General features: G+C 64.2%; 13 protein-coding genes. 12 read left to right on the forward strand and 1 reads right to left on the reverse strand.

All coding sequences use genetic code 11. From position 1 onward, the window contains the following. Positions 1-11 precede the first annotated feature (11 nt). The 9 genes from hflX to cysG all read left to right on the forward strand — a co-directional run bounded on the left by hflX (position 12) and on the right by cysG (position 8,576). Positions 12-1,448: a ribosome rescue GTPase HflX gene (hflX, locus tag AAGA68_14840; protein MEM9386332.1), complete on the forward strand. Its 1,437-nt coding sequence runs from the start codon at positions 12-14 to the stop codon at positions 1,446-1,448. Further along, positions 1,435-2,595, forward strand: coding sequence for an FtsH protease activity modulator HflK (gene hflK, locus AAGA68_14845; protein MEM9386333.1), 1,161 nt, complete (start codon positions 1,435-1,437; stop codon positions 2,593-2,595). Before hflX ends, hflK begins: the two co-directional genes overlap by 14 nt. A gap of 2 nt (positions 2,596-2,597) precedes the next feature. Next, the gene (hflC, locus tag AAGA68_14850; protein ID MEM9386334.1) at positions 2,598-3,518 is read left to right on the forward strand and encodes a protease modulator HflC; all 921 of its coding nucleotides are present in this window, start codon (positions 2,598-2,600) and stop codon (positions 3,516-3,518) included. Positions 3,519-3,577: 59 nt separating this feature from the next. Further along, positions 3,578-3,775 carry a DUF2065 domain-containing protein gene (locus tag AAGA68_14855; GenBank protein MEM9386335.1) on the forward strand — a complete coding sequence of 66 codons (198 nt, stop codon included), beginning with the start codon at positions 3,578-3,580 and terminating at the stop codon, positions 3,773-3,775. A gap of 40 nt (positions 3,776-3,815) precedes the next feature. Beyond that, positions 3,816-5,123 carry an adenylosuccinate synthase gene (locus AAGA68_14860; protein ID MEM9386336.1) on the forward strand — a complete coding sequence of 436 codons (1,308 nt, stop codon included), beginning with the start codon at positions 3,816-3,818 and terminating at the stop codon, positions 5,121-5,123. Positions 5,124-5,290: 167 nt separating this feature from the next. Beyond that, positions 5,291-5,608 carry a thioredoxin gene (trxA, locus tag AAGA68_14865; protein ID MEM9386337.1) on the forward strand — a complete coding sequence of 106 codons (318 nt, stop codon included), beginning with the start codon at positions 5,291-5,293 and terminating at the stop codon, positions 5,606-5,608. A 7-nt stretch (positions 5,609-5,615) separates the two neighbouring features. Continuing rightward, entirely contained in the window at positions 5,616-6,257 is a 642-nt protein-coding gene (locus tag AAGA68_14870) for a TetR/AcrR family transcriptional regulator (GenBank protein ID MEM9386338.1), read from the forward strand. Positions 6,258-6,285: 28 nt separating this feature from the next. Next, positions 6,286-7,059, forward strand: coding sequence for an exodeoxyribonuclease III (locus tag AAGA68_14875; protein ID MEM9386339.1), 774 nt, complete (start codon positions 6,286-6,288; stop codon positions 7,057-7,059). Between the two features lie 11 nt (positions 7,060-7,070). After that, positions 7,071-8,576 carry a siroheme synthase CysG gene (gene cysG / locus AAGA68_14880; GenBank protein MEM9386340.1) on the forward strand — a complete coding sequence of 502 codons (1,506 nt, stop codon included), beginning with the start codon at positions 7,071-7,073 and terminating at the stop codon, positions 8,574-8,576. On the opposite strand, the gene AAGA68_14885 is transcribed toward cysG, so the two are convergent. Next, complete coding sequence (locus tag AAGA68_14885) at positions 8,509-9,525, reverse strand: carbon-nitrogen hydrolase family protein (GenBank protein ID MEM9386341.1); 1,017 nt, start codon at positions 9,523-9,525, stop codon at positions 8,509-8,511. The genes cysG and AAGA68_14885 overlap by 68 nt on opposite strands. A 60-nt stretch (positions 9,526-9,585) precedes the next feature. Here AAGA68_14885 and AAGA68_14890 point away from each other — a divergent pair, with 60 nt between their 5' ends. The 3 genes from AAGA68_14890 (at position 9,586) to AAGA68_14900 (ending at position 12,808) form a co-directional block, all read left to right on the forward strand. After that, positions 9,586-10,830, forward strand: a complete 1,245-nt coding sequence (locus tag AAGA68_14890) for a cation:proton antiporter (protein ID MEM9386342.1) — start codon at positions 9,586-9,588, stop codon at positions 10,828-10,830. A gap of 22 nt (positions 10,831-10,852) precedes the next feature. Continuing rightward, entirely contained in the window at positions 10,853-12,517 is a 1,665-nt protein-coding gene (locus AAGA68_14895; protein ID MEM9386343.1) for an AMP-binding protein, read from the forward strand. Between the two features lie 75 nt (positions 12,518-12,592). Further along, a complete protein-coding gene (locus AAGA68_14900) occupies positions 12,593-12,808 on the forward strand; it encodes a DUF1289 domain-containing protein (protein ID MEM9386344.1) in 216 nt (71 codons plus the stop codon). Positions 12,809-12,995: the final 187 nt, after the last annotated feature.

Here is a 12,995-nt window from a genome sequence, read left to right on the forward strand (position 1 = left end):
ACGTTACGCCGATCTCCGACGCCGCGCTCAAGCGCGAAGAGGATGATGGCCGAGGCTCGGCCCTCGATCGCCCCGATGGTGGCGAACGGGCGATTTTGGTGCACGTGAGTTTTGGCGCTCCGCTCGCGGATGACCAGGTCCAAGAGTTCGAAGAGCTGGCTGCTTCGGCTGGTGTGGATGCCGTCGGCGCTCTTGCCGTTGGCCGTGCCGGTCCCGAGCCGCGTCACCTGATCGGCAGCGGCAAGCTCGAGCAGCTGGGAGATCTGGTGCGCCAGCAGCATGCTGATCTCGTGCTGATCGACCACGCCCTGTCGCCGAGTCAGGAGCGCAATCTGGAGCGCTCCCTGGCTTGCCGCGTGCTCGACCGTAGCGGGTTGATTTTGGACATCTTTGCCCAGCGAGCGCGAAGCCACGAGGGCAAGTTGCAGGTCGAACTCGCTCAGCTGCGCCACCTGTCGACGCGCCTCGTGCGGGGGTGGACCCACCTCGAGCGGCAGAAGGGTGGCATCGGTTTGCGCGGACCTGGCGAAACACAGTTGGAGACCGACCGGCGTCTGCTGGGCGCGCGGATCCGCCAGCTGCGCAGCCGCCTAGAAAAGGTCCGGTCGCAGCGGGCGCAGGGGCGCTCGGCGCGCCAGCGCGCTGCGGTGCCTACGGTTTCGCTGGTCGGTTACACGAATGCCGGCAAGTCGACCTTGTTCAATTCGCTGACGCAGTCGGATGCGTACGCACGCGACCAGCTTTTCGCGACGTTGGATCCCACGCTGCGTCGGCTTGAGTTGCCGCATGCAGACGATGCGGTCTTGGCTGATACGGTGGGCTTTATTCGTGATCTACCGCACGAACTTGTGGCCGCCTTTCACGCGACCCTGCAGGAGACCCAGGAGGCGTCCTTGCTGCTGCACGTGATCGACGCAAGCGACGAGCAGCACGCGGAGCGCGAAGCGCAGGTGAACGCGGTGTTGAACAGTATCGGCGCCGACGAGGTACCGCGCCTGCTAGTGATGAACAAGATCGACCTAGCCGGCGCCGCCGTACGGGTGGATCGGGACGACGCTGGTCGCGTTTGGCGCATCTGGGTAAGTGCGGTCACGGGCGCGGGGTTGGACCTGTTGCGCGAGACGATCGCAGTCGCCTTGCGCCCACCCTGGGTGGAAGCACAGGTGAAGCTGCCGTTCGCGCAGGCACGACTGCGCGCGCGCCTGTTCGAGCACGACGCCGTGATCGGCGAACAGGTGAGCGAAAGCGGCTGGCTGCTGCGAGTCAGCGTGGCCAAGCGCACGCTGGACAAGCTTTGCCACGATGAGGGCTGCGAAATAGATCTGCTGCAGGAGCCGGCTGAGTCACCCGTCTCCACAGCACTAGCGAGAAACGAGGTCAGGGCATCGAGACCGGTGCCGCCGGCTGAAGCGACGAGGCAAGAGGTTAGCGAACATGGCGTGGAATGAGTCTGGGGGTAACAACAAGAACCCCTGGGACCGCAACGGCTCAGGCAATCAGGGGCCACCTGATCTTGACGCGCTGATCCGCAAGTACGGGCGTCGCCTAAGCGGGGCGCTCGGCGGTGGCGGCGGCGGTGGCAATAGTGGCGGCGACGATATCGGCCGCATCGGGTTGCTCGTCATGGCGGTCATCGCCGTCGTGGTCTGGGGCTTCTCCGGCTTCTACAAGGTGGACGAGCCCGAGCGCGGTGTGGTCCTACGTTTTGGCAAGTACCACCGCACGGCCGCACCGGGCTTGCAGTGGCGCGTGCCTTGGCCCGTTGACGACGTGCTGCGAGTCAACGTCACCAACATCGAGCGCTTCCCCTACAACACGCGCATGCTGACGGCCGATGAGAACATCGTGCAGTTGGATCTTGCGGTTCAGTACCGCCTATCAGATCCAAAAGCCGTGCTCTTTAATGTTCGCGATCCCGTGCTGACCCTTCAGGAAGTGTCCGAGAGCGCGATCCGAGAGATCGTCGGCGCCAACCAGCTCGACTACATCCTGCGCGAAGGTCGCGCCGAGGTGGCCACGCTCACAAAGGAACTGATTCAGGTCAGCCTCGACAACTACGGCACGGGCATCGAGGTGACCTCCGTCAACCTGCAGGACGCCAACTTCCCGACGGAGGTTCAGACGGCCGTCCAGGATGCGATCAAGGCACGAGAGGACAAGGACCGCCTGGCGCTCGAAGCAGAAGCCTACCGAAACGATGTGGTTCCCCGTGCTCGCGGTGCGGCCGCGCGCGTCGTGGCCGAGGCCGAGGCGTATCGCCAACGTGTGACCGCGGATGCCCAAGGTGATACGGCTCGTTTTTTGGCCCTTTTGGAGGAGTACCAGAAGGCACCAGAGGTAACTCGCGAGCGCTTGTACCTTGAGACCATCGAAAACGTCTACGGCAACTCGAGCAAGGTAATCCTCGACTCGGACGACTCTGGGAACTTGTTGTACCTGCCCCTCGATCGCCTGCTCCAACGCAACACGCGACCGCTGGCCGACGAGGGCAGCAGTAGTCTGCGCTTGCCGTCGGTAGCCTCCACGCCGCGGTCCAGTAGCGATAGTCCATCGTCGCGGCGTACGCGCGATACGCGCCGCCAGCGAGGTAACTGAGCATGAATCCCTTACGTAACTTCGGCGTCATCGCGCTCATTGGCCTGCTCTTCGTAGGCTCCATGGCGCTGTTCACAGTGGACGAGCGCGAGTACGCGGTGAAGCTTCGCTTCGGTGAGATCGTCAAATACGACTACGTGTCGGGTCTGCACGTTAAGTGGCCGGTAGTGAACAACGTGCTCAAGTTCGACCGACGTATCCTCACCATTAACACGCAGCCCGAAGAGTTTCTCACCAACGAGAAAAAGAACCTTCGAGTGAACATGTTCGTCAAGTGGCGCATCACTGATCCTTCTCAGTACTACCGCTCCACGGCGGGGCGCCGTGACCTTGCGGAAGCGCGCTTGCTCGAAATCATCAAGGACGGTATCCGCGCCGAGTTCGCCAAGCGGACCCTACAGGAGGCGGTGACCGCCGAACGCTCAGATCTGCAGCAGGCGATGATCGCTAAGGCGTCGACGACGGCGAGCGAACTTGGCGTGTCCATCGTGGACGTGCGAGTGAAGAAGCTCGATCTGCCGGACGAAGTCAGTGACTCGGTGTTTGCCCGCATGCGCCAGGAGCGAAACCGTGTGGCCAAGCAGCTGCGTGCCGAGGGGGCGGAAACCTCTGAGGTGATCCGCTCGGAGGCGGATCGCGATCGGGAGGTCATCCTGGCGGAGGCCCGTCGCGAGTCGCAGACCATTCGCGGTGAAGGCGACGCTCGCTCGGCGGAGATCTACGCCCAAGCCTACAACCAGGATCGGGAGTTTTACTCCTTTCACCGCAGCATGGAGGCGTATCGCAAGTCGATTGGCGTGCAGGGCGATGTGCTCGTGCTGCAGCCTGAGAGCGACTTCTTCCGCTACCTCAATGACGCCGAGCCGGTCCAGCCCGAGTTGCGAGCCGTGGCCGACGCGGCGGGCGAGCAGGACGATCGCTGAGCGCTGGGCCGCGGCTTGCTTGCCGCGGCCGCCTCTGCGCGCGATGCGCTAGGTCATCCATGGGACTGGATTGGTCCGATCTGCTTGCAGCCTTGGGGCTGTGCCTGATCATCGAGGGCCTAGTGCCCTTCGCGAACCCCAACAGCATCCGGCGCGCCCTGGCACTGCTGCTCACGCTCGATAACTCCCGCGTACGCCTGCTCGGGGTGGCGTCGATGGCTGCTGGCCTCGTGGTGCTGTACCTTGCACGTCATTGACTGTTGATTCGTAGCTGACGATCCGTGAAGGGAATGGCTGATGAGCCGTAGCGTCGTGGTGATCGGCGCCCAATGGGGCGACGAGGGAAAGGGCAAGATCGTGGACCTGCTGACCCAGCGGGCCAACGCAGTCGTGCGCTTTCAGGGAGGCCACAACGCCGGTCATACGTTGGTGATCGGCGGTGAGACGACGGTCCTGCACCTGATCCCCTCTGGCGTGCTTCGCGACGGCGTGCGCTGCCTCATCGGCAGCGGCGTGGTGGTATCGCTGGACGCCCTCTTTGAAGAAGTGGAAATGCTCGCCGCGCGTGGGTGTGACGTAGAGGCCCGGCTTGGGATTAGCGCCGGCTGTCATCTGATCCTGCCCTCGCACGTGGCGCTGGATCTGGCGCGGGAGGCGAAGCGCGGTGCGCGGGCGATCGGCACCACGGGGCGGGGTATCGGGCCGACCTACGAGGACAAGGTGGCCCGCCGGGGCGTGCGCGTCAGCGATCTGTGCGATGAATCGCGTTTCCGCCAGCGCCTCGAGGAGTTGATGGACTACCACAACTTCGTCCTCACTCACTATTTCTCTGAGGCGGCGATCGACGTGGAGGCCACCGCTGAGGCTATGCTTGGGCGCCGCGAGCGCTTGGATCGACTTCGCTGTGATGTAGGGCGTGAGCTCGACCAGCTCCACCGCGCCTCGCGCAACGTGCTCTACGAGGGGGCACAAGGCGCGCTGCTAGACATCGATCACGGCACTTACCCGTACGTGACCTCCTCAAATACCACTGCGGCTAACGCCGCGATCGGCTCTGGCGTGGGGCCACGCTCGATCGACTACGTGCTGGGCGTACTCAAGGCGTACACCACGCGCGTCGGTGCGGGGCCGTTCCCCACGGAGCTGGACGATGATATTGGCGAGTATCTTGGGCGCATCGGGGTGGAGTTCGGGGCCACCACCGGGCGGCGGCGTCGCTGCGGTTGGCTCGATGTGGTTGCCGCCCGTCGCGCGGCGATCGCCTCGAGCTTGGATAGCCTGTGCGTGACCAAGCTCGACGTGCTCGACGAGCTCGCTGAAGTGAAGCTGTGCACGGCATATCGCCTCGACGGTGACGTGCTCGACCTACCGCCCGACGACTCGGAGCGCCTGCGCGACTGCGAGCCTATCTACGAGACACTTCCCGGCTGGCAGTCGAGCACCGCGGGGGTGAGTGAACTCGAGAGGCTTCCCGCTAACGCGCGGCGATACCTCGCGCGCATCGAGGCTCTGGTCGAGACGCCGGTGGCGATGGTGTCCACCGGAGCCGAGCGGGACCACAACATCGTGTTGGAAGACCCTTTCGACGGCCCTGCAAGCCCGTAGCCTCGAGCCCCGGCGCAGAGTCGCGCTCGGCGCGCCGACGGTAACAACCCGCCAGTCCCTTGAATACACACGCTGGCGTCCCCAAACTAGACGACCGGTCAAATGTGCCGCGCCACCGCCTCCGGGTTATGGCGCAAGCGCACGATTATCCAGAGGAAATGCAAAACATGATCGAACTCAACGACGGCAACTTCGAGCAAGAAGTCATCAACTCCGACGTGCCCGTGCTGGTCGACTTCTGGGCCGAATGGTGCGGCCCCTGCCGGATGCTTACGCCGCTCATCGAGCAGCTTTCGAGCAGTTACGAAGGGCGCGCCAAGGTGGCCAAGCTCAACGTGGACGAGGCCCAGCAGGTGGCGATGAAGTTCAACGTCCGCTCGATTCCCACGGTCATCCTGTTCAAGGACGGCAAGGTGCAGGACACAATGGTCGGCATCAAGAAGCAGTCCGACTACGAGCAGGGCTTGGACGCGCTGCTGGCCTGATTGCGTTATGGGGCGGCCGAGCAATGCCCGCGACCGCCTGCTCGACAGCGCGGTCGCGCTGATCCACTCGCGCAGCTACGAGAGCGTGGGCGTGCAGGAGCTGTGCGAGCACGCGGGCGTGAAGAAGGGCAGCTTCTACCACTTCTTCCCCTCAAAGGAGGCGCTCACGGTGGCCCTCCTAGAGCACCGCTGGAGCGTTTTTCGCGAGCAGCTTCGCCGCGAGGTGATGGACCCCTCCTGTGAGCCTCTCGCACGCGTTCGGCGCTTTGTCATGATGCACGCCCAAGCGCAGGTTACCCTGCGCGATGACTGTGGGCGCACGCCAGGGTGTTGCTTCGGCAACTTGGCCGCCGAACTCAGCACACTCAGCGAGCCCGTACGCTGCAAGCTCGAGATGGTCTTCGCCGAGCAGACGGCACTACTCGAACAAGTGCTGGACGAGGCGGTGGTGGCGGGCGCGATTCGGGAGATCGACGTGCCGGATGGTGCGCGCGCCATCGTCGCGTTCGTACAGGGGACACTCATGCTGTCGAAGCTCCACAATCGCCCAGAGATGGTCGAGGAGTTGGCCGACCACGCGCTCGCGCTAGTGAGAGCTGGCGTTGACGAGACCATTAGCGACCGCGCGCGACCGCGCAGTCCTGCCTGAGACAACTTCAACTGACATCAGGGATGTGATGCGTATAGCGACCTGGAACGTGAACGGCCTGCGTTCGCGCCTAGAGTTCGTCCTGTTGTGGCTGCGCGAGCGGCAACCGGACGTGGTGGGCTTGCAGGAGCTTAAGCTCACGCCAGACCAGTTCCCAGCCCTCAGCTTCGAAGCCGAGGGCTACTCGGCCCTCGTGCATGGGCAGAAAGGCTGGAATGGCGTGGCGATCCTCTCTCGTCATCCGATCGAAGCGGTGGCGGAGGGCCTCGTGGGGCAGGAGGACTTCGGCGCCCGCCTCGTGAGCGCGAATGTGCAGGGCGTGCGCTACACCACCGTGTACTGCCCCAACGGCAAGTCGACGGAACACGAGGACTTCCCGCGCAAGCTTGCGTGGTTCGACTCCCTACGCGATTACCTCGCCGAGTATCACCCCCCAACCCGGGCTGCAGTGATCGGCGGCGACTTCAACATCTGCCCCGGCCCCCAAGACAGCTGGAATGAAGCGCAGTTCGCTGGTCGCATCTTCCACACGGAGGCTGAGCGCGCTCGCTTTCAGGCCCTGCTGGACACCGGTCACGTCGACGCCTATCGAGCCCACAAGCCCGACGGCGAGGAGTTCTCTTGGTGGGACTACCGCGGCGGGGCATTCCATCGTCGCCAGGGCCTGAGGATCGACACCCTGCTGGCGACCGCACCGGCGATGGCGCGTGTGCGCGATGTGGTGATCGACCGCGATTACCGCAAGAAGCAGAACGGCTTGACGGCCTCAGATCATGCGCCCGTCTGGATCGATATGGACTGAGCGCGCAACCGATGGAGTACCTGCCGGTATTTTTGAAGCTCCGCGACGCGCGGGCGCTCATCGTGGGCGCCGGCGAGGTGGCGGTGGCGAAGGCGCGGCTAGTGGCCGAGGCAGGGGCACGCATTCGCGTGGTGGCGCCGGAGGTGTCTGAGGCGATGAGTGAGGCCCTCTCCCTGCACCGTTGGGAGCACGTTGGTGAGCGGTTTGCCGATGCTCACGTGGAAGGGGCGAAGCTGGTCATCGCCGCTACCGATGACAAGCAGGTCAATGAATCGGTCCATGCGGCCTGTGAGGCGCGGGGCATCCCCGTGAACGTCGCCGACCAGCCCAAGCTGTGCAGCTTCATTTTGCCGGCGATCGTCGACCGCACACCGATCACCATCGCCATCTCCACCGGGGGAACCTCGCCGGTGCTCGCGCGTTGGGTGCGTGCGCTGCTCGAGTCGGCATTGCCCTCCGGTTTGGCGAACCTCGGGGCGTTGATGGCTCGCTTTCGTGGCACGATGAAAGCGCGCTTTCCCGATGTGGACATACGCCGACGGTTCGTCGAGCGCATCTTGCAGGGCCCCGTGAAGGAGCTGGCACTATCAGGGCAGCTCGAGCGCGCCGAGCAAGCCTTGGAGGCAGCCATGGCTGCACCGGACGCTCGGGACAGCGCCGCCATGGGCGAGGTGTACCTCATCGGCGCCGGGCCCGGCGACCCTGATCTGCTGACCTTCCGGGCACAGCGTTTGCTGCAGCAAGCGGAGATAGTGCTCTACGATCGCCTAGTGCCTGAGGCGGTCTTGCGCCTGTGCCGCCGCGAGGCGCGCTTGATCTACGTGGGCAAGCGCAAGGGCGATCACACTATCGGTCAGCGCGAGCTAACATCGCTGCTCGTTCGCTATGCGCGTGACGGGTTTCGCGTGGCGCGCTTGAAGGGGGGGGACCCGTTCATCTTCGGCCGCGGCGGCGAGGAGATTGAAGGGCTGGTCGATGAGCGTGTCCCATTCGTCGTGGTGCCGGGTATTACGGCGGCAAGCGGCTGTGGCGCCTACGCCGGCATTCCCCTCACGCACCGTGATCATGCGCAAGGGGTCAGCTTCTGGACGGCGCACCATCGCGCGGAGGGAGGTGTTGCCCTCGACTGGTCTCGCCTGGCCGCCTCGCACGATGAGACCCTCGTCTTCTACATGGGCCTAGGCGGTCTCGCTTCCCTATGCGATGGGCTCGTTGAGCATGGTCGCCCACCGCAGACACCGGCTGCGCTGGTGGAGCAGGGCACAACCGCAGCGCAGCGCGTGCATCTGGGCACCTTGCAGGATCTTGCGCCTAAGGTGGAACAGGCCGAGGCGCGTTCCCCGGCACTTCTCATCGTCGGTTCGGTGGTGACTCTCCACCAGCGCTTGAATTGGTTCGAACCGGCCGGTGTGCAGACCTCGCCATTCCCCCAGCATCGGACGCCTGCGCCTAGGGCGGCGGCTCCGGAGCCGTCGGCGGCGTCTGAAAGCGCACGTTCCGCAGCACCTTCTGATTGACCGTGAGCTCGAAGACATCCGGTCGCGAGTAATGGCCATCCGTGTCTAAGGTCATCCAGCCCTCAACGCCCTGGCGTAGATCGAGATCTGCCAGCAAAAGCTCCGATGTTGGAACGGCCGGTTCGAGCACGTAGCTGCTGTCCGGTGCGATCACCGCGCTGGCACCAGGCAGCAGTAGCGTATCGTCATCCCCGGGGATGTCGCTCAGCAGGGTGCGGGCCTGCGGGTCGCGCTGCGGACAGCTGTCGAAGCCCTCTAGCACCTGCCTCCGCGTGAGGACCGTGCCCACCGCGAGTACGTGGCACTGACCTTCAAAGGCGTAGTGTCGGCTCGCCAACTGATGAAGGTCCTTCACCCCAGGCCACTGGGCGATGTGCACCCGTTCGCGCTGCGCGTGCATCGCCGCCCGCGCCAAGGGCATCCAGTGCTCCCAGCAGACGAGGGCGCCGACGTTGCCGCGCTCCGTGCCCATCACTCCCAGTGTGCTGCCATCGCCTCGACCCCACACCAGGCGCTCCGTGTAGGTGGGGACGAGCTTGCGGTGGATCCTTCGTGTAACGCCATCGGCATTTAGGTACACGATGGTGTTGTAGAGGGTGGCGCCATCGCGCTCCTGGATGCCTATGACCACGTGAGTGCCGGCGAGGCGGGCAGCCTGATGCAGTTGGTCGATATGGGGTCCGGGTACCGTGGGGCACTCGCGTACCATGTGGGCGAAGAGCGCTTTGGCGGGACCGTGCTCCCAGAGGCTCGCATTCGGTGCATAGTCGAGCCAGACGGGGTAGCCGGGGAGCCAGGTTTCGGGAAATGCCGTCAGCCAAGCACCCTGTGCGGCGGCACGCTCGATGTAATCGATGGCGCGCTCGGTGCTGGCGTCAAGATTGAGGTAGACCGGTGGTGCCTGCACCATCGCCACGGGTATTGAATCGAGCAGGGCAGAGTCATTCACGGCGAAAACCCAATGGATTTAATCGTTGCGCCTAGGTGGCGCTGAGCGGCAGGATAGAACTTGAGCATCGACTATACCCTTTTGCTGTTGCTCTCGCTGTTGGCTGTGGCGTTGCTGTTGAGCCCCCTGCTAGAGCGAATCGGCGTGGGACGAAACGTCGTTCTCATGGTGGTCGGATTCGTGGGATCGGAGATCGTCGTGGCGAGCGGGCACGACACGGGGATCCGGTGGAACCAATTCCACGAGGTGGTGATCTTTGTCCTCCTGCCCGTGCTGATCTTCGAGGGCGCCTTGCACCTCGACACGGCGCTGCTGCGTAGAAACATCGGCGCCGTGATCCTGTTGGCAGGTCCCGGCATGGTTGGGGTGGCTACGGTGGTGGGCACCTTCCTGTACCTCACCACGGACGGCTTGGAGGGCGCCGGGTGGCTGGCCGCGGCCATGGCCGGCGTGTTGCTCGCCGGAACGGACGCCACCTCGGTGGTCGGTCGCCTCGGCCAAGGCGATGTGGCGCCGCGCTTGCGCTTGCTGGTGGAAGGCGAGAGCAACTTCAGTGACGCGATGTCGGTGGTCTTGTTCTCCGTGATTCTCGCCGTTGGTCTCGACGCGCAAACGGCCATGTTGAGCGACGCTCCCGGGGCGCTCGTGTTCACAGCAGCAGGAGGCTTGGCGGTGGGCGCCCTTGGGCTCGCGGTGGCGCGGGTGGTGCTGCCGCGCATGCGCGAGGCGATAGGCCGCACGGTCGCGACACTAGTGCTGGTTTACATCACCTATCTGATCGCCGAGTCCGTGGTCATGGTGTCCGGCGTGATGTCGCTGCTCGTCCTGGGCCTTGGGACAAGATCGGTGTTGCGCAGGGGGCATGGTGCGTGCGATCCGCAGCTGCTGCTCGGCGTGTGGGAGTACAAGTCTCGCCTCGCCTCGAGCTTCACCTTCCTATTGCTCGGGATCACGATTCACGTGCAGATGTTCCAGGATCACTGGCGTCTTATGCTGGTCGGCATCGTGCTCCTGCCCGCCGCGCGCGTGTTGGTGATGGGTGTGCTGTTGCCGCTGTTTCGTTGGCTGCCCGGTGCCGAACGCGTGCCGCTTCGCCAGGTGCCGGCGATCGTGGCGTGTGGCGCACCGGGTGCCGTGTCCGTGGCCCTGGTGCTCTCGTTGCCTTTGGAGTTCGAAGGCTGGTATACGGTGCAGTGTATCGTCTACGGCGTGGTCGTCTTTTCGCTCCTCGTGCAGAGTCCGCTCGTGGCGGGCGCCCTGCGAGTGGCGCGATCGGGCGTGGCGCGCGAGCGGGCGGTAAGCTAGGGGGCGATTCGCAGGGGACTCGATGAGCAGCAGCTACGTGTGCGGAACGGGGCCGGAACCCCTGCGCTATCAGACCATCGGGATGGCGCTTCGTGAATCCGCCGAACGCTGGCCCACGGGTGAGGCGCTCGTGGTCTGCGAGCAGAATGTGCGAATGTCCTACAGCGAGCTCGATACGGCAGTTACGCGACTCGCCGCCGCGCTGCTGGCGCTCGGTCTCACGCCGGGTGATCGGATCGGCATATGGTCCGTCAACTGCGTGGAGTGGGTGTTGACTCAGCTGGCGGCGGCGCGGGCAGGATTGGTGCTGGTCACCGTTAACCCCGCCTATCGCTCCAGCGAGTTGCGTCATGCGCTCACCAAGACCAATAGCCGAGCTTTAGTTTTTGGTGAAGGGTTTCGTGAAGCAAGTTACGCGCAGATGCTCTCCGAGCTGATGCCCGAGCTCGAGGTGAGCTCACCCGGCGATACCGTGAGTACGGCAGCCTGCCCGGCGTTGGAACACCTAGTGGCGATCGCGCCCGAGTCGCCGGTCGCCGCGGCGCGCACCTTCGCGTCCCTCGGGCACTTGGTGACCCCTCAGGTGCTCGCCGAACTCGAGTCGATCACCGTTGCGTTGCAACCTGATGATCCCATCAATGTGCAATTCACTAGCGGCACGACCGGCCTGCCCAAGGGCGCGACACTCTCCCATTTCAACATCCTTAACAACGGATTCTTCTGCGCCCAAGGCATGCGCTTCACTGCCCGGGATCGCCTGTGTATTCCCGTACCTTTGTATCACTGTTTCGGCATGGTAATGGGTGTGCTCGGCTGCCTGACACACGGCGCCACAATGGTATTCCCTGGCGCAAGCTTCCAGGCGGAGACCGTACTTCGAGCCGTGGAGTCAGAACGCTGCACCGGGCTGTACGGTGTTCCGACCATGTTCATCGCGGAGCTCGACCATCCGCACTTCGAAGGCTTCGACCTAAGCTCCCTACGCACTGGAATCATGGCGGGCGCACCCTGCCCGATCGAGGTCATGCGACGGGTGATCGAGCGCATGCACCTGCGTGAGATCACTATTGCCTACGGGATGACGGAGACCAGTCCTGTGAGCTTTCAAACCGCTGTCGACGATCCGATCGAGCAGCGTGTGGGGACCGTGGGCAGGATCCACCCGCACGTGCAGGTGAAGATCGTGGATGCAAAGGGGAGCACGGTGCCGCGCGGGGAGACCGGAGAGTTGTGCACCCGTGGCTACAGCGTGATGCTGGGCTACTGGGATGATGAGGTGCGCTCTCAGGAGTCGATCGACCGGGCTGGCTGGATGCACACCGGTGACCAGGCGACGATAGACGAGGACGGCTACTGCCGCATCGTCGGCAGGGTCAAGGACATGATCATTCGCGGCGGGGAGAACATCTACCCACGCGAAGTCGAGGAGTATCTGTACCAGCACCCGAAGATTCAGGACGTGGCGGTGTTCGGTGTGCCGGACGACAAGTATGGCGAGCAAGTGGCTGCTTGGATTCGGCTCCACGACGGTGAGCAGTGTACGGAGGCGGAGTTGCGCGATTTCTGCGAGAAGCAGATCGCGTATTTCAAGATCCCCAAGTACTTCCAGTTCGTCGATGAGTTCCCGATGACCGTGACCGGGAAGATTCAAAAGTTCGTCATGCGGCAGCGATTGAGGGCGACCTGAGTTGCCTGCATCGCGCATGGGAGAGGACCCTTGGCGTATACTCGCGCGCCGCTGACTTCATCGATAGCGATTCCCATGCAATCAACTAACCCCACCCGGACAGCCGCCCAGGTCAAGAGCCCGTGTATCGGCGTGTGCGAACTCGATGTCGAGGGGATTTGCCTCGGTTGCGGACGCAGCGGCGAGGAGATCACGGTGTGGAGTCGGGCCACCCACGCATTGCGGCAAGAGATCGTTGAACGAGCGTCGCAGCGTATGAAGCGCAAGGCCAGTGGGCCGCTTGGTAAATGAGGTGTCGCTCAGCGAGTAGCACGGGCGCCAGGGCAAGGCGCTCGAATGCAGCCATAGCCGAGCTCTGGCTGCATTTGACTAACGCCGCGATGGCGCCCGTGCTACTCGCCCGTCGGGGGTGCCCCGGGGGCGCGGCCGCGGCGGGGGGTCGCGTTGCCAATGCGGGTGCCATGGGGGGGCGCCGCGC

It is taken from the genome of Pseudomonadota bacterium (assembly GCA_039193195.1).
GTDB lineage: Bacteria > Pseudomonadota > Gammaproteobacteria > Steroidobacterales > JBCBZW01 > JBCBZW01.